Annotated in this window: 15 protein-coding genes; 11 read left to right on the forward strand and 4 right to left on the reverse strand. The window is 68.3% G+C overall.

Annotated elements, in window-relative coordinates:
• Window positions 1-105: 105 nt before the first annotated feature.
• The gene (gene purL, locus ACFPFG_RS28480) at window positions 106-4,140 is read left to right on the forward strand and encodes a phosphoribosylformylglycinamidine synthase (RefSeq protein ID WP_380109277.1); all 4,035 of its coding nucleotides are present in this window, start codon (window positions 106-108) and stop codon (window positions 4,138-4,140) included.
• Between the two features lie 65 nt (window positions 4,141-4,205).
• On the opposite strand, the gene ACFPFG_RS28485 is transcribed toward purL, so the two are convergent.
• Together ACFPFG_RS28485 and ACFPFG_RS28490 are read right to left on the reverse strand one after the other, a co-directional pair.
• On the reverse strand, window positions 4,206-5,045 hold the full coding sequence (locus tag ACFPFG_RS28485; protein WP_380109279.1) for a TIGR03915 family putative DNA repair protein: 840 nt from the start codon (window positions 5,043-5,045) through the stop codon (window positions 4,206-4,208).
• Window positions 5,046-5,060: 15 nt separating this feature from the next.
• On the reverse strand, window positions 5,061-6,326 hold the full coding sequence (locus ACFPFG_RS28490) for a putative DNA modification/repair radical SAM protein (RefSeq protein WP_380109281.1): 1,266 nt from the start codon (window positions 6,324-6,326) through the stop codon (window positions 5,061-5,063).
• Between the two features lie 477 nt (window positions 6,327-6,803).
• Between ACFPFG_RS28490 and ACFPFG_RS28495 the strand changes: the two genes are divergently transcribed.
• From ACFPFG_RS28495 to ACFPFG_RS28530, 8 genes are all read left to right on the forward strand, one after another.
• Window positions 6,804-8,249 carry an SWIM zinc finger family protein gene (locus tag ACFPFG_RS28495; RefSeq protein WP_380109283.1) on the forward strand — a complete coding sequence of 482 codons (1,446 nt, stop codon included), beginning with the start codon at window positions 6,804-6,806 and terminating at the stop codon, window positions 8,247-8,249.
• Window positions 8,246-10,036: a DUF5691 domain-containing protein gene (locus ACFPFG_RS28500; RefSeq protein ID WP_380109285.1), complete on the forward strand. Its 1,791-nt coding sequence runs from the start codon at window positions 8,246-8,248 to the stop codon at window positions 10,034-10,036. The genes ACFPFG_RS28495 and ACFPFG_RS28500 overlap by 4 nt, the downstream gene beginning before the upstream one ends.
• Before the next feature lie 70 nt (window positions 10,037-10,106).
• Window positions 10,107-11,189 (forward strand): AAA family ATPase, encoded by a 1,083-nt coding sequence (locus ACFPFG_RS28505; protein ID WP_183021712.1) that lies wholly within the window; start codon window positions 10,107-10,109, stop codon window positions 11,187-11,189.
• Window positions 11,190-11,251: 62 nt separating this feature from the next.
• On the forward strand, window positions 11,252-13,855 hold the full coding sequence (locus ACFPFG_RS28510) for a DUF5682 family protein (RefSeq protein ID WP_380109287.1): 2,604 nt from the start codon (window positions 11,252-11,254) through the stop codon (window positions 13,853-13,855).
• Window positions 13,852-15,084, forward strand: a complete 1,233-nt coding sequence (locus ACFPFG_RS28515) for a VWA domain-containing protein (protein WP_183021710.1) — start codon at window positions 13,852-13,854, stop codon at window positions 15,082-15,084. Before ACFPFG_RS28510 ends, ACFPFG_RS28515 begins: the two co-directional genes overlap by 4 nt.
• Window positions 15,085-15,212: 128 nt before the next feature.
• A complete protein-coding gene (locus ACFPFG_RS28520; protein ID WP_012206642.1) occupies window positions 15,213-16,190 on the forward strand; it encodes a DUF808 domain-containing protein in 978 nt (325 codons plus the stop codon).
• A 304-nt stretch (window positions 16,191-16,494) separates the two neighbouring features.
• Window positions 16,495-17,100 carry a hypothetical protein gene (locus tag ACFPFG_RS28525; protein ID WP_183021708.1) on the forward strand — a complete coding sequence of 202 codons (606 nt, stop codon included), beginning with the start codon at window positions 16,495-16,497 and terminating at the stop codon, window positions 17,098-17,100.
• Window positions 17,101-17,132: 32 nt separating this feature from the next.
• Window positions 17,133-17,939 carry a tetratricopeptide repeat protein gene (locus ACFPFG_RS28530; RefSeq protein ID WP_183021707.1) on the forward strand — a complete coding sequence of 269 codons (807 nt, stop codon included), beginning with the start codon at window positions 17,133-17,135 and terminating at the stop codon, window positions 17,937-17,939.
• Between the two features lie 53 nt (window positions 17,940-17,992).
• Here ACFPFG_RS28530 and ACFPFG_RS28535 read toward each other — a convergent pair whose 3' ends face one another.
• Window positions 17,993-18,247: a hypothetical protein gene (locus ACFPFG_RS28535; protein ID WP_183021706.1), complete on the reverse strand. Its 255-nt coding sequence runs from the start codon at window positions 18,245-18,247 to the stop codon at window positions 17,993-17,995.
• Between the two features lie 292 nt (window positions 18,248-18,539).
• Between ACFPFG_RS28535 and ACFPFG_RS28540 the strand changes: the two genes are divergently transcribed.
• Entirely contained in the window at window positions 18,540-18,914 is a 375-nt protein-coding gene (locus ACFPFG_RS28540; protein WP_374622630.1) for a hypothetical protein, read from the forward strand.
• Here ACFPFG_RS28540 and ACFPFG_RS28545 read toward each other — a convergent pair.
• Window positions 18,865-19,485, reverse strand: a complete 621-nt coding sequence (locus ACFPFG_RS28545) for a glutathione S-transferase family protein (RefSeq protein ID WP_197955722.1) — start codon at window positions 19,483-19,485, stop codon at window positions 18,865-18,867. The two genes, ACFPFG_RS28540 and ACFPFG_RS28545, sit on opposite strands and share 50 nt — an antisense overlap.
• Window positions 19,486-20,005: 520 nt before the next feature.
• On the opposite strand from ACFPFG_RS28545, the gene ACFPFG_RS28550 reads away from it, so the two are divergent.
• Window positions 20,006-20,620, forward strand: a complete 615-nt coding sequence (locus ACFPFG_RS28550) for an OmpW/AlkL family protein (protein WP_012206635.1) — start codon at window positions 20,006-20,008, stop codon at window positions 20,618-20,620.
• Window positions 20,621-20,751 lie beyond the last annotated feature (131 nt).

Consider the following 20,751-nt stretch of genomic DNA (forward strand, 5'->3'; position numbering starts at 1 on the left):
CCCGGTAAAATAGCGGCCTCACCGATTCAGCGCCTTGCGGCCAGCCCCCGGAGGGCGGGGCCGCAGGGCGCTTTTCACAAGCCTCCTCACCCAACAGGCCGCCACGTGACCTTGCATCTGACACAGTTGGAGGGTGGAAACGCTCTCAGCTCGTTCCGCGCCCAGCAGCTCCTGACCGAACTGGTCTCCATCCATCCCAAAATCACCGGCATTGCCGCGCGCTTCGTGCACCTGGTGGCCACGGACGCCGCACCCACGCCCGCATTGCAAGAGCGCCTCCAGGCGCTCTTGACCTATGGAGACCCCTACGAAGGCCCGGCCGACGGTGCCGCCCTGGTGGTCACGCCGCGCCTGGGAACGATCTCGCCCTGGGCCTCCAAGGCCACGGACATTGCCCGCAACTGCGGCCTGGGCGTGTTCCGCGTGGAGCGCATCACCGAATACCGCATCGCCTTCAAGACCGGCCTGCTGAGCAATGTGCTGGGCAGCGCGCCTGAACTTTCGGCCGAGCAGACTGCACGGATCGCCGCCTTGCTGCACGACCGCATGACCGAATCGGTCTTCGCCACGCGCGCCGAGGCCGAGCAACTGTTCTCCGCCCTGGACGCCGCTCCCATGGAGTTCGTCGATGTGCTGGGTGGCGGCCGCGCCGCGCTGGAGACCGCCAACCGCCAATGGGGCCTGGCCCTGGCCGACGACGAGATCGACTACCTGGTCGATGCCTTCAAGGGCCTCAAGCGCAATCCCACGGACGTGGAGCTGATGATGTTCGCGCAGGCCAACAGCGAGCACTGCCGCCACAAGATCTTCAACGCCCAGTTCACCATCGACGGCGTGGCCCAGGACAAGAGCCTGTTCGGCATGATCCGCAACACGCACCAGGTCTCGCCCCAGCACACGGTGGTGGCCTACTCGGACAACGCCTCCATCATGGAAGGCCATGAGGTCGAGCGCTTCGTCGCCACCTTCGAGGCGGCCCTGGACAAGATCAAGGCGCCCAGCTACCAGAAGAAGCAGGCCGTCAACCACGTGCTGATGAAGGTGGAGACGCACAACCACCCCACGGCCATCTCCCCCTTCCCCGGCGCATCGACCGGCGCGGGCGGCGAGATCCGCGACGAGGGTGCCACGGGCCGCGGCTCCAAGCCCAAGGCCGGCCTGTCGGGCTTCACGGTCTCCAAGCTGTGGGGCAGCGAAGTGGGCAAGCCCGAGCACATCGCCAGCCCGCTGCAGATCATGATCGAGGGCCCGCTCGGTGGCGCGGCCTTCAACAACGAATTCGGCCGTCCCAACCTGACCGGTTATTTCCGCGAGTACGAGCAGCAGGTCGGCGTGGGTGCCGATGCCGTGATGCGCGGCTACCACAAGCCCATCATGATCGCGGGCGGCCTGGGCGTGATCGACTCCGAGCTGACTCAGAAGATCGAGTTCCCCGCCGGCACCCTGCTGATCCAGCTGGGCGGCCCCGGCATGCGCATCGGCATGGGCGGCGGCGCTGCCAGCTCCATGGCCAGCGGCACGAACGCGGCCGAACTGGACTTCGACTCCGTGCAGCGCGGCAATCCCGAGATCGAGCGCCGCGCCCAGGAAGTCATCAACCACTGCTGGGCCCAGGACGACAAGAACCCCATCCTGGCCATCCACGACGTGGGTGCCGGCGGCCTGTCCAATGCCTTCCCCGAGCTGACCAACGATGCGGGCCGTGGCGCGCGCTTTGACCTGCGCGCCGTCAACCTGGAGGAATCCGGCCTGGCGCCCAAGGAAATCTGGTCCAACGAAAGCCAGGAACGCTATGTGATGGCCATCGCTCCCGAATCGCTGGCCGAGTTCACGGCCTTCTGCGAGCGCGAGCGCTGCCCGTTTGCCGTGATCGGCACGGCCACGGAAGAACGCCAGCTGGTGCTGGAGGACACGGCGGTGGCCTCGGGCGACCAGAAGTTCCCCGTGGACATGCCCATGAACGTGCTGCTGGGCAAGCCGCCCAAGATGCACCGCGACGTGGCCACCGTGCAGCGCGAGCTGCCGCCCATGGACCTGACCGGCGTGCCGCTGGAAAACGCCGTGATCGACGTGCTGGCCCACCCCACCGTGGCCTCCAAGCGCTTCCTGATCACCATTGGCGACCGCGCCGTGGGCGGTCTCACGCACCGCGACCAGATGGTCGGCCCCTGGCAGGTGCCCGTGGCCGACGTGGCCGTGACCCTGGCCGACTACCGTGGCTTCAAGGGCGAGGCCATGGCCATGGGCGAGCGCACGCCGCTGGCCTCCATCAACGCCCCGGCGTCGGGACGCATGGCCGTGGCCGAGGCCATCACCAACATGCTGGCCGCGCCCATCGAGCTGTCCAAGGTCAAGATGTCGGCCAACTGGATGGCGGCCTGCGGCGAGCCCGGCGAAGACGCGGCGCTCTACGCCACCGTCAAGGCCGTGGGCATGGAGCTGTGCCCGCAGCTGGACATCTCGATCCCCGTGGGCAAGGACAGCCTGTCCATGCGCACCCAGTGGAACGAGGGCGGCCAGGTCAAGAAGGTGACCTCGCCCGTCAGCCTGATCATCACGGGCTTCGCCTCCATCGACGATGTGCGCGGCACGCTCACGCCCCAGCTGGACGCCTCGGAAGACGACAGCACCCTGGTCCTGGTGGACCTGGGCCGCGGCAAGATGCGCATGGGCGGCTCCATCCTGGGCCAGGTGCTGGGCCAGTCCGGCAATGAAACGCCCGACCTCGATGACGCCAAGGACCTGATCGCCCTGGTCGATGCCGTCAACGACCTGCGCGCCAAGGGCCAGATCCTGGCCTACCACGACAAGGGCGACGGCGGCCTGCTGGCCACCGTGGCCGAGATGGCCTTCGCCGGCCATGTGGGCGTGGCCATCAACGTGGACATGCTGGTCACCGAAGGCGACGGCATCAGCGACAGCCGCATGGACTCGGGCGAAGGCAAGAACTGGGCCTCCCAGATCAGCGGCCGCCGCGACGACATGACGCTGCGCGCACTGTTCAACGAAGAGCTGGGCGCCGTGCTGCAGATCCGCACGGCCGACCGCGCCGCCGTGCTGCAGACCCTGCGCGAGCATGGCCTGTCCACCTGCAGCCACATCATCGGCAAGACGCGCCCCGTCTCGTCCAAGGTCGATGCGGGCAAGGGCGAGCTGCAGGTCTGGCGCGATGCCAAGTCCGTCTTCGGCGCCTCGCTCAGCGACCTGCACCAGGTCTGGGATGCCGTCAGCTGGAAGATTGCCCAGCAGCGCGACAACCCGGCCTGCGCCGACAGCGAGCACGCCGCAGCCGGCGAGCCTGCCGACCCCGGCATGCACCTGCATCTGACGTTCGACCCGGCCGAGAACCCCGCCGCACCCTTCCTGAACCTGGGCGCGCGCCCCCGCGTGGCCGTGCTGCGCGAGCAGGGCGTGAACTCCCATGTGGAAATGGCCTACGCCTTCACCGAGGCCGGCTTCGACGCGGTGGACGTGCACATGACCGACCTGCAAAGCGGCCGCGCGCAACTGCAGGACTTCGCCGGCGTGGTGGCCTGCGGCGGCTTCAGCTACGGCGATACGCTGGGCGCCGGCATCGGCTGGGCGCGCTCCATCACCTTCAACGACAGCCTGTCCGCGCAGTTCCAGCAGTTCTTCGGCCGCAGCGACACCTTCGGCCTGGGCGTGTGCAACGGCTGCCAGATGTTTGCCGAGCTGGCCGACATCATTCCCGGTGCCCAGGACTGGCCGCGCTTCACGCAGAACCAGAGCAACCGCTTCGAGGCGCGCCTGTCCATGGTGGAAGTGCTGGAGTCCCCCAGCCTGTTCCTGCAGGGCATGGCCGGCAGCCGCCTGCCCATCGCCGTGGCCCACGGCGAAGGCTTTGCCAACTTCCGCTTCCGCGGCAATGCGGACCAGGCCATCGCCTCCATGCGCTATGTGGACAACCACGGCAAGGCCACCGAGCAGTACCCGTTCAACCCCAACGGATCGGCCGGCGGCCTGACGGCAGTGACCACGGCCGATGGCCGCTTCACGGCCATGATGCCCCACCCCGAGCGCGTGTTCCGCAACGTGCAGATGAGCTGGACCAACGGCGACAAGTCGGAATTCAGCCCCTGGATGCGTGTGTGGCGCAACGCCCGCAAGTGGCTGGGTTGATGCACTGAGCGACGCTGCAAAGCAGACAAAGGCCCTTCGGGGCCTTTGTTTTTTGGCGCCTGCCCTTACTGCTCCAGCATCTGTCCTGTGCGCGCGCGGGCCTGCTGGACCAGGGTGGAGATCAGCACCGTCTCGGGCAGGTTGTGCCAGTAGCGGCGCGGCATCTCGCGCAGCATGGCCTGCTCCTTCAGGCGCGCCGGATTGAAGGTGCTGGCGTAGTAGGTCAGCCACAGGGCCTCGCCCGCGTCGGCTGGCGGGGCATCGCTGCGGCGCGCGCCGGGCGCCAGGCGCAGCGCATGGCCGTCCCAGTGCGCGCTGCATTGCGGCGTGAGGATGGCCCAGTGCATGTTGGCAAAGCGCTTGCAGAAGAAGGGCGCCGCCGCGCGCACGATGTGGTGCTCGGGCTCGAACCAGGCAATGTGCAGCTCGGGCTGGTTCTGCCGCTGCGTCGTCCGAAAGCGCACAAAGGCGTGCATCTTGTGGATCTCGCGCGAGACGGGGCGGGCCAGGGCCTCGATGGCGCGCCAGTCCGCATCCAGCGCATCCAGCCGCAGTTCGGGCCGGGCCTGCATGCGCGCCAGCCAACGGTGGCATAGCTCGAAGCGGCCCGCCGCGCGGTGCAGGCAGGCATGGCGCAGCGCGGACATCTGGGTTTCGGACAGGGACAGCCCGGCCTCGCCGGGGCCGGCCAGCCCGGCCAGTGCCGAGGCGGGCATGGCCTGCTGCGGCGTGCTGGAAAACAGGTCCACGCCCGCGCCGAGTTGCTGCGCCCCCCGCGTGTCGGGCCACCGCCAGCGCACCACAGCGGGGTCGGCGCCATGGGCCAGCAGCGCCCTGCAGGCTGCGCGAAAGCCGGGCCAGTCGTCGGGGCTGTCGAGTTCGATGGTGAGAGCCTGTGCTTGCATGGCGTGCTCCAGGTTCTAGAACAGGCTGGCCTGCGACTGCGCGATCAGCCGGGTGCGCAGCGCGGCCGAGTCGGTCTCGCCCAGCAGGGGCCGGTGGCCGTCGATCAGCACGAAGGGCAGGGCCTTTTGCACGGGCGCGCGCAGCCGCAGCAGATCCTCCAGCCGCAGCCTGCGCACGCGGCGCGCCGCCAGCAGGCGGTCCACCGTCTGCGTGCCCAGGCCCGGCACGCGCAGCAGCAGGCTGCGCGGCGCACGGTTGAGGTCCACGGGGAACTGCTGTCGGTTGGCCAGTGCCCAGGCCAGCTTGGGGTCGATCTCCAGGTCCAGCATGCCGTGGCGGCTGGCCGCCGCGATCTCGCCCGCCCCGTAGCCGTAAAAGCGCATCAGCCAGTCGGCCTGGTAGAGCCGGTGCTCGCGCATGAGGGGCGGCGCCTGCGGCGGCAGATCGCGCGAGGCATCGGGAATGGGGCTGAAGGCCGAGTAGTACACGCGGCGCAGGCCGTAGCCCGCATACAGCGTGTGGCTGGATTCGAGGATGTCGGCATCGGTTGCGCGGTCGGCGCCCACGATCATCTGCGTGCTCTGCCCGCCCGGCGCGAAGCGCGGCACGGCGGCGCGCTGCGCAGGCGCGCCGGGCAGGGACTGCGCCTGGCGCTGCTCGCGCGTGGCCGCGCGCCAGGCCTGCACCTGCCGGTCCACGCCCTGCATGGCCTGGCGTATGCGCTGTCCATCCTTTTCAGGCGCGAACTGCGCCAGGCCGCTGGCCGTGGGCAACTCCACATTGATGCTCAGGCGGTCGGCATGGCGGCCTGCCCGGGCCAGCAATTCGGGGGCGGCATCCGGGATGGTCTTCAGATGGATGTAGCCGCGAAAGTCATGCTCCTCGCGCAGCCGGCGCGCCACCTCCACCAGTTGCTCCATGGTGTAGTCGCTGGAACGGATGATGCCGCTGGACAGGAACAGCCCCTCGATGCAGTTGCGCCGGTAGAAGTCCAGCGTCAGCTGCACCACCTCGGCCACCGTGAAGCGGGCGCGCTGCACGTTGGAGCTCTTGCGGTTGATGCAGTAGCGGCAGTCGAAGATGCAGACATTGGTCAGCAGGATCTTGAGCAGCGAGATGCAGCGCCCGTCGGGCGCATAGCTGTGGCAGATGCCCATGCCGGTGACCGAGCCCATGCCCTTGCCGTCCAGCGAGTCGCGCCCCTGCGAGCCGCTGGAGGCGCAACTGGCGTCGTACTTGGCGGCGTCGGCGAGGATGAAAAGTTTGCGTTGCAGCTCCATGACTGTATGAATATACAGTAAATTCACCTGGCACACCCGGTTTTCCGAGAGTCCATCCCTCGGCCAGGGTCTGGTCAGGCCTTGCCTGGCTCCGGGTTGAACACGCCGTCGCGCTATCGCCATGGCAAGCGGATTGCAATGGTTGGTAGTGCAATGGAATGAAACCGCTTTCAGTGCGGAATGAGTGCTCGCTTTCAATGAATGGGTGGTGTGCATCGCGGGAAATGGTGAATGCGTGTTTCCTGCGTCTTTCGCAATGCTTGAAGGCTGGCATGGCCTGGTGCCATCAATGCACGCGCCGATATAGCGCGCTTGCTGTGCGCCATGGGCTTCCCCGTTCCTGGGAGAGAGGCTTGGTGTTGTTGTGATTTGTTTCAAGTTGCCGATAACTATTGCTGATAGGCTTTCGTGTTTGCCGGGCAGTGCCGTTTCATTCAATGCGCCCGGCGATGACAAACACTTGGAGAGGGAGCTTCGGTGTCGCGTGTATTAGGAACAGAGAGCGAAGTTCTGGCGCTGTCGCCGGACGCCTCATCCAGCAAGGCCGCCAAGGGCCTGCAATCGCCCGCCAAATGGCCCGCCATGGGCGCCAACGATGTGGCGGTATGGGGTGAATGCCAGGGCAGCGGCAGCAAGCCCTACCAGACCCAGGTGGACCTGTCGGGGCCTTCCTTCAAATGCTCTTGCCCCAGCCGCAAATTCCCCTGCAAGCACGGGCTGGCGCTGATGCTGATGCGTGCCGGCGGGCAAGTCCCCGAAGGCGGCGATCCGCCCGCCTGGGTGCAGACCTGGCTGGACAGCCGCCAGGAAAAGGCCGAGAAGAAAGAGGCCAAGGCTGCCGCCGCAGCGGCCGAGCCGCCGCCCGACCCCGAAGTCGCGGCCAGGCAACAGGCCAGGCGCGAAGGCAAGCGCTGGGACAAGGTGGAGGCGGGCCTGCAGGAACTGTCGCTGTGGATGCAGGACATGGTGCGTGCGGGCCTGGCCAACCAGGCCGGCGACGCGCAGATGCGCCAGCGCTGGAACAACATGGCCGCGCGCATGGTCGATGCGCAGGCCACGGGCATGGCGGCGCGCATCAAGGATTGCCGGGATCTGGTGGACAGCCACCGCGACTGGCCGCGCGACATGCTGGTGCAGCTGGGCCACTGGCAGTTGATCATCGACGCCGTGCGCCGACGCGAATCGCTCAGCCCCGAGGTCAAGGCCGACGTGATGGCCGCGCTGGGCTGGCCCATGGACAAGGCTGAGGTGCAGGCCAGGGGCCAGTCGGTCGAGGACGAATGGCTGGTGGCCGGCCTGCGCATGATCGAGCGCGAAGGCCGGCTCATGGAGCGGCGCGTCTGGCTGCAGGGCCAGCGCACGGGGCGCATGGCCCTGGTGCTGGACTATGCGCAGGGCGGGCGCGGCTTTGAATCGGCCTGGGTGCCTGGCCATCGCTACGGCTGCGCGCTGAATTTCTATCCAGGCCACGCGCCGCTGCGCGCCATTGCGGCCAATGGCAACGGGCCTGCGCTGCCTGCCGATGGCGCCAGCCCGCTGGCCACATCGGCCGTGGGCGACGTCCTGCAACTGCTGGGCCAGCGCATTGCCGCCAACCCGCTGCAGGCCACGCAGCCGCTGTGCCAGGACCGGCTGCGGCTGGTGCCTGCCCAGGGCCAGTGGTTCGCGGCCTGGCCCGAAGCACTGGATGCATCGCCGGTCGCCCTTGGCAAGGCGGCGCCAGTGCAGCCCGTCCCCGTGGCGATTGACGATGCCCAGGCCTGGCACCTGCTGGCGCTCAGCGGCGGTGCGCCCATGCAGCTGTTTGGCGAATGGGAACCCGGCCCGGCCGTGGGCCGCTGGCGGCTGCTGAGCGCCTGGCAGGCCCGCGAGGGCGACGGCGCCCAGCAATGTATCTGGCAGAACCAGGGTGATCCGGTATGAGCAACGCACAACTTTGGGCTGCGCTGCAGCAATCGGCCATGGTCGGCTCGGACCGGCTGGCCGTGCCGCCTGCGCTGGCTTCGGGCGTGGACCCGTCCGCAACCGGGTCGCAGCAGGCCGTGCAGGCGGCGCTGCAGCCCCGCGCCGACCTGCCCGGTGACTCGCCCGCCCAGCAACTGCTGCGCGCCAGCGCCGTGGCGGCCGTGTTCGAGCGGGCAGGCTGGCAGCCTGGCGCGCAGGTGCGCCTGACGGCACCGCTGGCCGTGCCCGCCGCAGCGCCTGCGGAGTCGCGCACCGCGCCTGCCGATGCGCGCCTGCACACCCTGATGGGCGACGTGCTCAAGGACGGCCCGTTCGAGCTGCAGGCCTCCATGCTGCGCACCCTGGACCAGGCCGGCCAGCGCCTGCCCCACGATCTGCTGGTGCCTGCGCTGGAGCAGGGCCGCCAGTCCGTGGAGCTGCGCCAGTGGCTGGCCCCCGTGCTGGGCGAGCGCGGGCGCTGGCTGGGCACGCTCAACCCGCAATGGGGCTATGCCAGCGGCGTGGAGGAAACCGCCGACCCCGAGCTGGTCTGGCAGGAAGGCTCGGTGGAGCAGCGCGTGGCCCTGCTGCGCAGCGAGCGTGCAACCGATGCCGCCAAGGCCCGCACGCGGCTGGAAGGCAGCCTGAAGGAGCTGGGCGCCAAGGAGCGCCTGCCCCTGGTCCAGGCCCTGGCCGTGGGGCTGGGCATGGACGATGAGCCGCTGCTCGAAAAACTGCTGTCCGACCGCAGCAAGGAGATCCGCGAGAACGCCGCGCAAATGCTCTCGTGCCTGCCGGACAGCGCGCACAGCCAGCGCGTCATGGGCTGGATGCAGTCCATGCTGCAGCAGGACGACAAGGGCCAGTGGATCGTGGAGCCTCCCGAAGAAGGCTCCAAGGAATGGGAGCGCGACGGCATTACGCTCAAGCCCGACGCCTACCACCGTGGCGGCAAGAAGGCCTGGCTGCTGGAGCAGATGGTGCAGCTCACGCCCGTGTCCTTCTGGACCCGCGCCCTGGGCCTGACGCCTCTGGAAGTGATGGAGTGGAGCCGGCGCAGCGACTGGAAATCCTCGCTGCGCCAGGGCTGGGTGCGGGCCCTGCAATACCAGCTGGACGTGGAATGGATCGATGCCGCCCAGACCATGGGCCGCGACATGCGCCACGACGCGCTCCTGCCCGCCCTCATGGCCCGGCTGTCCCGCGAGGAACGCGAGTCCCGCTGGATTGCCCAGTTCGAGCGCGACAGGCACAAGCTCATCGACGCCATCGAGGGCATGTCCCAGTCGCTGGGCGGTGCCGAACTGCTCTCGCCCGCGCTGTCGGCGCGGCTGACCGAGGCACTGCACGTGGCCGTGGGCGGCAAGCAGATCACGGGCAACTGGCACAGCTACCGCGCCGACCAGGCCCTGCTGTCCTGTGCACGCATGCTGGACGTGACCGCGCTGGAGCGCTTTGCCGACCTGTGGCGCAAGCCCTCGGTGCTGGATGCGCAACCCGAGCCTGAGCCCGAGCCGCAACCCGACCCTGCGGCAGATGCCGCAGGGGCATCGGCATCCGCAGCAGCGGCAGCAGCAGTCACCGCCACCGCCGCTGCAGTTGCCGCCCCGGCAAGCATTCCCCTCACGCCCCAGCAGCAGGCGCGCCTCGAACGCAGCCGCGTGCGGCCCTGGGATGAAGAGCGCATGCGCGGCCATCTGGAGCGCATCGTCGATCTGCGCCTGGGCCTGCACCAGGCCTTTGTTGCGCTGCGCGGCCAGGCCTGAGGCGCGCCCGTCCTGCCGCATACCCCGAACCGAACCGAATCCAACCCTTATCCCTTCCCGGAAGCACACCATGAGCCAAGTCCTGCGCCAGCATGCCGAACAGCAATTCGCCGAAGAACTCGAAGCCCTGCGCAAGGTGGACGACCGTCCGCGTCCGCCCAACTGGAAACTCTCGCCCTGGGCCGTGCTCCAGTACCTGATGGGCGGCAAGCTCGGCAACGGCTTCGAGGTCAGCGCCAAGTACATCGGCAATCCGCGCCTGATGGAAATCGCCGTCTCCACCCTGGCCACCGACCGCGCCCTGCTGCTGTACGGCGTGCCCGGCACGGCCAAGTCCTGGGTGTCCGAGCACCTGTCGGCCGCCGTCAGCGGCGACTCCACCATGCTGGTGCAGGGCACGGCCGGCACCAGCGAGGAGCAGCTGCGCTACGGCTGGAACTACGCCCAGCTGCTGGCCCACGGCCCGTCCGAGAAGGCGCTGATCCCCAGCCCCCTGGTCAACGCCATGAAGCTGGGCAAGATCGCCCGCATCGAAGAGCTGACCCGCATCCCCGCCGACGTGCAGGACACGCTGATTACCGTGCTGTCCGAAAAGACCCTGCCCGTGCCCGAGCTGGGCAGCGAAGTGCAGGCCGTGCAGGGCTTCTCGGTCATCGCCACGGCCAACAACCGCGACAAGGGCGTGAACGAGTTGTCCAGTGCGCTCAAGCGCCGCTTCAACACCGTCATCCTGCCCGTGCCGGCCTCGCAGGACGAAGAGGTGCAGATCGTCACCAAGCGCGTGGCCGAGCAGGGCCGCGCCCTGGCCCTCCCCGCCGAGCCGCCGGCCCTGCAGGAAGTGCGCCGCGTGGTGCAGATCTTCCGCGAGCTGCGCAACGGCCAGACCGAAGACGGCAAGACCGTGCGAGTCAAGTCGCCCAGCAGCACGCTGTCCACGGCCGAGGCCATATCGGTCATCAACAGCGGCATGGCGCTGGCCGGGCATTTCGGCGACGGCGTGCTGCGCGCGGGCGATGTGGCCTCGGGCCTGCTGGGCGCCGTGATCAAGGACCCGGTGCAGGACAGCGTGGTCTGGAAGGAATACCTGGAGACCGTGGTCAAGGAACGCAGCGACTGGAAGGACCTGTACCGCGCCTGCCGCGAGCAGCTCTGAAGCCCGCACTCCCGCACCGCTGACCGACCGCATCTTCTGCGCATCTCCTGCGCACTTCCCGTATGGCCACCTCTGCCAATCCGCTTCATTTCTTCGGCATCCGCCACCATGGCCCGGGCTGCGCGCGCAGCCTGCTGCAGGCCCTGGAGCAGCTGCAGCCCGACTGCCTGCTGGTGGAGGGCCCGCCCGAGGGCGAGTCCCTGCTGCCCATGCTGCAGCATGCCGACCTGCAGCCGCCCGTGGCCATGCTGGTCTATGTGCAGGACAGCCCGGCCCATGCCGCCTTCTATCCCTATGCCGAGTTCTCGCCCGAATGGCAGGCCCTGCAATGGGCGGCGCGCCAGGGCGTGGCCACGCGTTTCATCGACCTGCCCCAGACCCACCGCATGGCGCTGGACATGGCCGAGCAGGAACGGCGCCGGGCCGAGGCGGCGGCAGCAGATGCAGCTGATGCAGGCGCGGATGCGGCCGATGGAGGCCAGGATGCAGATGCAGATGCCGACTCGGGCTCCGACTCCGTCGCCGCTGCGGCAGACGGCAGCCAGCTCCAGAGCAATGCCGCCGAGGCCCTGGACCGCGACGACACCACGCAGTCCGTGCCGGCTGCCGACCTTGCCGTCGATCCCTCGGCACCATCCCCGCGGGACTGGCACGATCCGCTGGACCTGCTGGCCGAGGCCGCAGGCTACCCCGACGGCGAAAGCTGGTGGAACCGCATGGTCGAGGAGCGCGGCGACGGCGCCACCCTGTTCGAGGGCATTGCCGAAGCCATGGCCGTGGTGCGCGCCGAGCTGCCCAACGAAGTGCGCGGCGCACGCCATGCCCGGCGCGAGGCGCTGCGCGAAGCCTGGATGCGCCAGTGCATGCGCGAGGCCGTCAAGGCCGGCCACCAGCGCATTGCCGTGGTCTGCGGCGCATGGCATGTGCCCGCCCTGCAGGCCCAGGTCACCGCCAAGGCCGATGCCGCCACGCTCAAGGGCCTGCCCAAGGCCAAGGTCCAGGCCACCTGGGCGCCCTGGACCTACCGCAACCTGTGCTCGTCCAGCGGCTATGGCGCGGGCGTGGATTCGCCGGGCTGGTATGAACATCTGTGGCGCTGCTCCGAGCCTGTGCCCGAGTCCTTGCTCCAGTCCGCACCTGCTGCCGACCCGGCACGCGGCAGCACCCAGCGCACCGTCGGCTGGCTGGCGCGCGTGGCCCATCTGCTGCGCTCCAAGGACCTGGACTGCTCCAGCGCCCACATCATCGAAGCCACGCGCCTGGCCGAAAGCCTGGCGGCCCTGCGCGGCCACGCCAGCCCCGGCCTGCCCGAGCTGGACGAGGCCATCGTCACCGTCATCAGCATGGGCGAGCGCACGCCGCTGCGCCTGATCGAGCGCGAACTCAGCGTGGGCGACCGCATCGGCGGCGTGCCCGCCGACGTGCCCCAGGTGCCGCTGCAGCGCGACATCGAGCAGCAGCAAAAAAGCCTGCGCCTCAAGCCCGAGGCGGCCGCCAAGGTCCTGGCCCTGGACCTGCGCAAGGACACGGACCGCGAACGCAGCCACTTCCTGCACCGCCTGCGCCTGCTGGGCATAGAGTGGGGCAGCGTCACCACCGACCAGCAGCGCAACCGTGGCACCTTCCGCGAAAGCTGGCAGCTGCAGTGGGAGCCCGAGCTGGCCGTGCGCATCATCGAGGCCAGCCGCTACGGCGGCACCCTGGTGCAGGCCGCCGCGGCCAAGGTGCGCCAGGCGCTGACGCCCGAGACCCCGCTGCCCGAGCTGGCCCAGACCATCGACGACGCCCTGCTGGCCGATCTGCCGCACCTGGTCGATGCCCTCATGCAGGACCTGGCCGACCGCTCGGCCAGCACCGGCGACGTCTCCCAGCTCATGCAGGCGCTGCCGCCGCTGGCCAATGTGCTGCGCTACGGCAGCGTGCGCCAGACCGACACCCAGGCCCTGGCCACGGTGATCGACAGCATGGCGCTGCGCGCCGCCATCGGCCTGCCCCTGGCCTGCATGGCGCTGGACGAGGACGCTGCAAGACACATGCAGGCCAGGGTGCTGCAGGCCCACGAGGCCCTGCGCCTGCGCGATGCCGAGGAGCCGCGCGAAGCCTGGTTCGGCGCCCTGCGCAGCATTGCCATGGGCGACGCGGGCGCCGCCTTGCTGCGCGGCGCGGCCTGCCGCCTGCTGCTCGATGCCCACCGCCTGGACAGCGAGGCCGTGGCCACGCAACTGGGCCGCAATCTCTCGCTGGGCGTGCCGCCGCTGGACGCTGCCGCCTGGCTGGACGGCTTTCTCAACCGCCAGGCCCTGGTGCTGCTGCACGACGACGCCATCTGGGGAGCCGTCGATGCCTGGCTGGCGCAGCTGGGCGAGACCCAGTTCACCCAGATCCTGCCCCTGGTGCGCCGCAGCTTCTCGGCCTTCTCCAAACACGACCGCCAGAGCCTGGGCGAAAAGGCCCGGCGCGGGCAGGGCAGTGCGGCCGTGGCGGCAGCATCCGCAGGTGCCGCAGGTGCCACGGGTGCCACGGGTGCCGCAGGCGCGGCAGGCGATGGGGACGACGGCGCCTGGAACGAGGCGCGTGCCGTGCTCGCCATTCCCGTACTCGATCAACTGCTGGGCCTGAACCTGCCCGCGCAACTGCTGTCCAGCCCGCAGGAGGCCCAGCCATGAACACCGCTGCCACCGTGAACGATGCATCCCTTGCCGGCGCCGACCCCCAGGAGACCGCCCCCCAGCCCACCACCCGCCTGCAACGCTGGCGCCTGGTGCTGGGCCAGCCGTCCGAGGCCAGCTGCGGCGGGCTGGGCCCCAAGGGCAGCTCCATCGACGAGATGGACAAGGCCCTGGCCGCGCTCTACGAAGAGGACAACAAGGACGGCGGCCTCTCGCGCCGCGGCGGGCGGGGCAACTCCTCGCCCAGCGTGGCGCGCTGGCTGGGCGACATCCGCAAGTACTTTCCCAGCCAGGTCGTGCAGGTCATGCAGCGCGACGCCATGGAGCGCCTGAACCTGCGCGAACTCATGCTCCAGCCCGAAATGCTGGAGCATGTGCAGCCCGACGTGCACATGGTGGCCGACCTCATCTCCCTCGGCTCCGTCATCCCGCAGAACACCAAGGAGACCGCGCGCATCGTCGTGCGCAAGGTGGTGGACGACCTCATGCGCCGCCTGGAGGAGCCCATGCGCAGCGCCGTCTCGGGCGCGCTGGACCGCAGCCAGCGCAACCGCCGTCCGCGCCACTCCGAGATCGACTGGAACCGCACCATCCGCGCCAACCTGCGCCACTGGCAGCCCGACTACCGCACCATCGTGCCCGAGACCCTGGTCGGCTACGGCCGCAAGGCGCGCCGCCCGCAGCGCGAAGTCATCCTGTGCATAGACCAGAGCGGCTCCATGGCCAACTCCGTCGTCTACTCCAGCATCTTCGGTGCCGTCATGGCCAGCCTGCCGGCCGTCAGTACCAAGCTGGTGGTCTTCGACACGGCGGTGGTGGACCTGACCGACAAGCTCTCCGACCCCGTGGACGTGCTGTTCGGCGTGCAGCTGGGTGGCGGCACCGACATCAACCGTGCCGTAGGCTACTGCCAGGGCCTGATCAGCGAGCCGCGCAACGCCATCGTCGTGCTCATCTCCGACCTCTATGAAGGTGGTGTGGAAAGCGGCCTGCTGCGCCGCGCCTCCGAACTGGTGGAGTCGGGCGTGCAGTTCATCACCCTGCTGGCACTCAGCGACGAAGGCGCGCCTGCCTACGACGCGCAACTGGCCGCCAAGCTGGCCGCGCTGGGCGTGCCCTCGTTCGCGTGCACGCCGGACGCCTTCCCGCAGCTCATGGCCGCCGCCATCCGCCGCGACGACGTGGCGGCCTGGGCGGCAGGGCAGGGCTTCAAGACCAGCAAGTGACGGACGGCCGGTCGGCCCCGTGACCGGGCTGGCCGCCGGGCATCTCCTACATGGGCAGGACATGCCCAGGCCCCATGATGGCGCCCGGGCAAAAAGAAGTTCCCCGAACAATTCACTGGAGTAATGCGATGGCTGGTGCTGGTTTGCTGATGCTGCTGGACGATATTGCAGCGATCCTGGACGACGTGGCCCTCATGACCAAGGTCGCGGCACGCAAGAGCGTGGCCATGGCCGACGATGTGTCCGTCATGACCAAGGTGGCCGCGCAGAAGACGGCGGGCGTGCTGGGCGATGACCTGGCGCTCAACGCCCAGCAGGTCACGGGCGTGCGGGCCGAGCGCGAGATTCCCGTGGTCTGGGCCGTGGCCAAGGGCTCGCTGATCAACAAGGCCATCCTGGTGCCGGCGGCGCTGCTGATCAGCGCCTTCATTCCCTGGGCTGTCACGCCGCTGCTCATGGTCGGCGGTGCCTTTCTGTGCTTTGAGGGTTGCGAGAAGCTGGCCCACAAATTCCTGCATTCGCCCGAGGAAGATGCCGTGGAGCGCGAGCGCCTGACCCAGGCCAATGCCGATGCGGGCGTGGACCTCGTCGCCATGGAAAAGGACAAGATCAAGGGCGCCGTGCGCACGGACTTCATCCTCTCGGCCGAGATCATCGCCATCACACTGGGCACCGTGGCCTCGGCGCCGTTCGGGCAGCAGGTGGCCGTGCTGGCGGGCATTGCCCTCATCATGACCGTGGGCGTCTATGGCCTGGTGGCCGGCATCGTCAAGCTCGATGACCTGGGACTGTGGCTGGGCCAGCGTGCCAGCGCCGCTGCCCGCGCGCTGGGCCGGGGCATCGTCGCCGCCGCGCCCTGGCTGATGAAGGGGCTGTCCGTTGCGGGCACGGCCGCCATGTTCCTGGTGGGTGGCGGCATCCTCGTGCACGGCGTGCCTGCGCTGCACCACGCCGTGGAGGGCCTGGGCGAGGCCGTGGCCCAGGGCGCGCTGGGCGGCCTGTGGCGCGTGCTGGCCGTCAATGTGCTCAACGCGGTGGCCGGCATCGTGGCCGGCGCCATCGTGCTGGCAGCTGTCGAAGGCATCAAGCGCCTGCGCCGCCGCTGAGTTGCGGCAACATCGCCGGCCGGCCTTGCAGTCGGCAAGGCACGCCACGGGGGCCGGCAGGCCCCCGCTTGCATGGAATTTGCGCTTCAGCGCATCGCATTTGACTGTGGGCGCAAGCACATGCATTTGCCTGGAACTCCGCAGGGCCAGGCGTCCTCCTGTTCCTTGGCGGCGGCGCAATGTGTTTGCGCCTGCCGGCCGCCGAGGCTCCGACAGCGGTCCAGCGCCGCAGCGGAGCCGTTGTCGGGACCGGGCGGCTGAATTCGTATCCGCACCGGTCCCTGGGTGTTCATCGGGGGGGTCCATGATTTCCAATCTCACCAAGGCCAGGGTGCTGCGGTCCGTCATCGCCGGCTGCACGCTCGCGCAGGCGGGCAGGGCCGAGAAACTCAGCACCGAGCGTGCACGCACGGCGCTCAACCGCATCTGCGAGCTGCTGCATCTGCCCAACGACCTGGCCGCCATACACGCGGAGCCAGATCTCTACCTCGAATCCCTGGTCCACTTCGAGGGCCTGCCCCAGTTCGAGCTGCGCACGCCGCTGGTGGCCAAGCTCAAGCAGGTGCTGGGCCTGCGCTCGTCCAGGCAACTGACGCCGGCCATGCTCGCGCAGGTCAGCGCGTCACAGCTCATCAACCAGGGCGTCTCCATCATCGCCCTGACCGATCTGCAGGAGTGGCTGCTCAAGCACGACCTGTCGCTGAGGCACAGCCCGCCCATCACGGACATCGACTTCAGGGAGGCCAGAAAGGCCATTGCCTTGCTCGACGCCTTCGACTTCGACACCGAGTCGCTGGAATGGCAAATGAATCACCTGGCCCGCAAGCGCAGCCAGGCCAGGGAGCGGCCTGCTGCGGCTGCCTCTGTCGTTGCATCGGTGTCCGCCATCAATACGGCGGCGGCGCCCTAATATCGGGGCTTCCGAACAAGGCTAGACACACCATGACGTTTCCCCTGCTGGCCGCTGTGGCCCTGGCATTGCAGCTGCTGGCGCCCGCATCCGCCCTGGCGGCCGACGACATCGTGTTCAAGGACAGCGCCGGTCGCGTGCTCAGGCGCAGCGACCTGGACAAGGCCGATGGCCGCTTCAGCTGGGAGCTGCCCTCCGCCAAACCCGTCAGCCAGGCCGCGCGCGATGCCCATGCCTTGGGCCGCGCTGCCGGGCACAGCGGCGATCACCGCGCCGCCCTGGCACATTTCGAGACCGCCTCGAAGCTGGCGCCCCGCTGGCCCTATCCCGTCTACGACGCCGCATTCACCTACCTGCTGCAAAAGGACTTCGATGCGGCCTATCGGCATTACCGGCGCGTCGATGCACTGGCGCCCAGGGGCTTCTTCACCGCCAAGACGGCCGTGCACAGCCTGCGCATGGAGCGCGATGGCAAGCTCCCCCAAGGCACCTATCTGCGCTACCTTGCCCTGGAGTGGGAAACCGACCGCGACAAGGCGCGCCAGGCCGCGCTGGCCATGACCCGCGAGACGCCCGGCTTCGCTCCCGCCTGGAAGACCGTCGCCCATCTGGAGGACGATCCCGCAAAACGTCTCGCCCTGCTGGACAGCGGCCTGAAGGCCGACCCAGATGCCGAGACCCGTGGCTTTCTGCTGCTGGACAAGGCCGTGCTGCTGCGCGAGCGCAACCAGATCCCCGAGGCCATGGTGATGCTGGGAGAGCTGGCGGTGGACCCCCGGTCTCCGCTGGATGTCGAGGCCCTGGCGCGGCACATGCTGGCGCAGTGGGCGCGGCCCTGAGACTGCCGCACCGGCGCCAGCGCCAGCATCAGTTCCAGCACCCTCCAGCCAACTCAGCGCATCGCCAGTTCCACCGCCTCTGGAGACAACCCGTAGGCCTCGACAAAGACCTCGATGCGGTCCTGCGTCTGCGCGTTCACAAACGTCTCCATGCCCACGCTGTCCATCTCCCCTGACAGCATCTGGCCCGTATTCACGGGGCGGGTATCGAGCTGCTGTGCCAGCACGCAGCTGTCCTCTCCCTCCGGCTGCAGGCCGATGAGCCCCGTCTGGTTGTTGATGGCAATCACCCTGGCTTGTCTTTGCATGCTCCACCCTGTCGTCTGAATCCGTCGTTTCTGGAATGGCGAAAAGGCGCCGCCTTGTGCAACGCCCCTGCCTGTCCTGGCGACTGTAGGCAAGGCTTGGGGACGGCGGTAGAGGCTCGGGGCTTGGTGGACTGCGAAGGTAAATTTACGAATGGCTTTCGGAGATGCTGGGTTTTCTGTTGAATTTGGCGGATGTGCCAAGGCGGTTGCGAGGCGCTTTGACCCGGCGACCTGGAGTGGATGCACTCGACGCGGCATCTGCTGTGCGATGGCCATGCATGGCGAGGAATGCATGAAACCTTCCGAAGCGCTGGCTTTGAACCGTACCGGGATTCGCCATGTGGTCGAGTCCCACCGTGCGACCCTGATGGATGAGGCCGCCATCCAGGAGGAACTGCAGCGCCTGCTGGGCGTGTCGGTCGATGGGCTGACGCCCAGTGCCTTGCCGGAGGCCTTCCGCAGCCAGGTGCTGGCCGAGGCGCTGCCGATGTGGGCAAGGCATTGCGCGCCAGCGTTCCTTCCCGATGAATCGGCAAGTGAACGGCATCTGCCGCAAACCTGCAATAGATACCTGACCAAGCACCTTCATTGCGGGTATCGCGGGCAGCCTCCCCCTCTCAGCCCCCCAGCGCCCCGCGCACGGCAGCACGCTCGCCCATGCGCTTGAAGTGCGCCTGCACCTTGGGGAAGCCGGCGATGTCCACGCCGTCACCCTCCAGCCAGCCGGCAATGGTGAACAGATAGGCGTCGGCCACGGAATAGTCGGAGCCCAGCACCCAGGGTGCATCGCCCAGGTAATGGCGCTCGATCACGCCAAAGCACTCGGCCATGTTGGCCGCCACCTTGCGCTGCATGGAGGCAATGGCCGGTTCGTCGTCGGCCCAGCGGCCCGCGCGCCGGCCGTGGGCGTGGGCCACGTGAACGGTGGAGGACAGGTAGCCGTGGAACTCCTGCATGTGGGCGAAGGCATAGGCATCATCGAGCGGAGCGAGCCGGGCCTCGGGGAAGCGGCGCGCGACGTAGGCGAGCAGGGCCGGCGTTTCGGTGAGCACGCCGCGCTCGGTCACCAGGGCGGGCACGCGGCCCTTGGGATTGATGGCTAGGTATTCGGGGCTGCGCTGCTCGCCCTTGGGGAAGTCGAGCTTGATGACTTCGTGGGGCGCATTGGCTTCGATCAGGGCGATGCGGGTGGCCAGGGCGCAAGTGCCGGGCGCGTAGTAGAGCTTGAGGGTGGTCATGAAAGAGGCGGGTAGGGATGGGTACGTGCAGAGTCTGCCGTCGGCGCCGATGGCCGGGCCGGCCCTCCAAATTAGTGCGTATTGCACGGCCGTGCAAGCGGCATCTGCGTCTTTGCTTATGCCGGCCCGGCGCTCCAGCGGCCGGCTTCCCCTCATGGCGAAAGCAGTCAGGCGCTGGCCGTATCGCCGCCCTGGCCGATCACCTTCATGCGCTTTTCCATCTCCTTGACCAATGCAGATGGCGCAAAGTCCAGGACATCGCCGAGGCGCAACAGCATGCATCCAGTGAGCATGTAGTCATGGAGGCGATGCAGCCACGGCATCGCAGCTCCAACCTCAAGCCAGTCACCTCGCATCGGTTGCCGCTGGCCTGCAGTGCGATGCGTTGCATGCATCCAACGCGATCCGGCCATGCGGCGGCGCCCACCTTCGGATTTGAGCTAGGACAAGACCGGCCTTGCCCGCCCCTGATGCAATACAGCTACGGGATTTGCCCCGGGCTACTCCAAGACTCTCCATCATGAAAAGAACTCTGCTCGCCGTTGCTGCCGTTTGCGCCCTGTCGTCGGGTGCCGCGTTTGCGCAGCAGGCCGAAGGCCCCTGGATGGTGCGCGTGCGCGCCGTGAATTTGGACAGCGCCAACAAGGACAGCACGGGTCTGGGCCTGTCGATCAACAACAAGTGGATGCCCGAACTGGACGTGTCCTACTTCTTTACGCCCAACATCGCGGCCGAGCTGGTGCTGACCTACCCGCAAAAGCACGACCTGCGTGCCAACGGCCTGGGCCAGATCGGCAGCCTCAAGCACCTGCCGCCCACGCTGCTGGCGCAATACCACTTCACCAATTTCGGCGCTTTCAAGCCCTACGTCGGCGCCGGTGTGAACTACACCCGCTTTTCGAGCGTGAGCTTCGACCCTGCCGTGCAGGCCGCGCTGAACCCCTCGATCAAGAAGAACAGTTTCGGCGGCGCGCTGCAGATCGGTTTCGACTACGCGCTGGACAAGAACTGGTCGCTGAATTTCGACGTGAAGAAAGTCTTCATTGAAACGGACGTGAGCTCCGCCGGCACCAAGGTGGGCACCTTCAAGGTGAACCCGGTGCTGGTCGGTGTGGGACTGGGCTATCGCTTCTGATCTCCGGATCATGAGCGAGGCACGCGCTGCTTCATCCGGCAGCGCGTAGTGAGGCAAGGATGGGTACTTGGTCCGGTATGCCGTTCGCGGCATACCGGATTTTTTTCGTCCCGACCGGCGCCCTGGCCTGC

Origin of the sequence: Delftia deserti, assembly GCF_042653485.1 — a bacterium.
In the GTDB taxonomy this organism is placed as follows: Bacteria; Pseudomonadota; Gammaproteobacteria; order Burkholderiales; family Burkholderiaceae_C; genus Comamonas; species Comamonas acidovorans.

Excerpts from the sequence above, each read along its gene's own strand:
- ACFPFG_RS28515 (WP_183021710.1), top strand. The coding sequence starts at position 13,852 with ATGAACACCGCTGCCACCGTGAACGATGCATCCCTTGCCGGCGCCGAC.
- ACFPFG_RS28510 (WP_380109287.1), top strand. The coding sequence starts at position 11,252 with ATGGCCACCTCTGCCAATCCGCTTCATTTCTTCGGCATCCGCCACCAT.
- ACFPFG_RS28550 (WP_012206635.1), top strand. The coding sequence starts at position 20,006 with ATGAAAAGAACTCTGCTCGCCGTTGCTGCCGTTTGCGCCCTGTCGTCG.
- ACFPFG_RS28490 (WP_380109281.1), bottom strand. The coding sequence starts at position 6,326 with ATGGAGCTGCAACGCAAACTTTTCATCCTCGCCGACGCCGCCAAGTAC.
- ACFPFG_RS28500 (WP_380109285.1), top strand. The coding sequence starts at position 8,246 with ATGAGCAACGCACAACTTTGGGCTGCGCTGCAGCAATCGGCCATGGTC.
- ACFPFG_RS28525 (WP_183021708.1), top strand. The coding sequence starts at position 16,495 with ATGATTTCCAATCTCACCAAGGCCAGGGTGCTGCGGTCCGTCATCGCC.
- ACFPFG_RS28535 (WP_183021706.1), bottom strand. The coding sequence starts at position 18,247 with ATGCAAAGACAAGCCAGGGTGATTGCCATCAACAACCAGACGGGGCTC.
- ACFPFG_RS28540 (WP_374622630.1), top strand. The coding sequence starts at position 18,540 with ATGAAACCTTCCGAAGCGCTGGCTTTGAACCGTACCGGGATTCGCCAT.
- ACFPFG_RS28485 (WP_380109279.1), bottom strand. The coding sequence starts at position 5,045 with ATGCAAGCACAGGCTCTCACCATCGAACTCGACAGCCCCGACGACTGG.
- ACFPFG_RS28505 (WP_183021712.1), top strand. The coding sequence starts at position 10,107 with ATGAGCCAAGTCCTGCGCCAGCATGCCGAACAGCAATTCGCCGAAGAA.
- ACFPFG_RS28530 (WP_183021707.1), top strand. The coding sequence starts at position 17,133 with ATGACGTTTCCCCTGCTGGCCGCTGTGGCCCTGGCATTGCAGCTGCTG.
- ACFPFG_RS28545 (WP_197955722.1), bottom strand. The coding sequence starts at position 19,485 with ATGACCACCCTCAAGCTCTACTACGCGCCCGGCACTTGCGCCCTGGCC.
- ACFPFG_RS28520 (WP_012206642.1), top strand. The coding sequence starts at position 15,213 with ATGGCTGGTGCTGGTTTGCTGATGCTGCTGGACGATATTGCAGCGATC.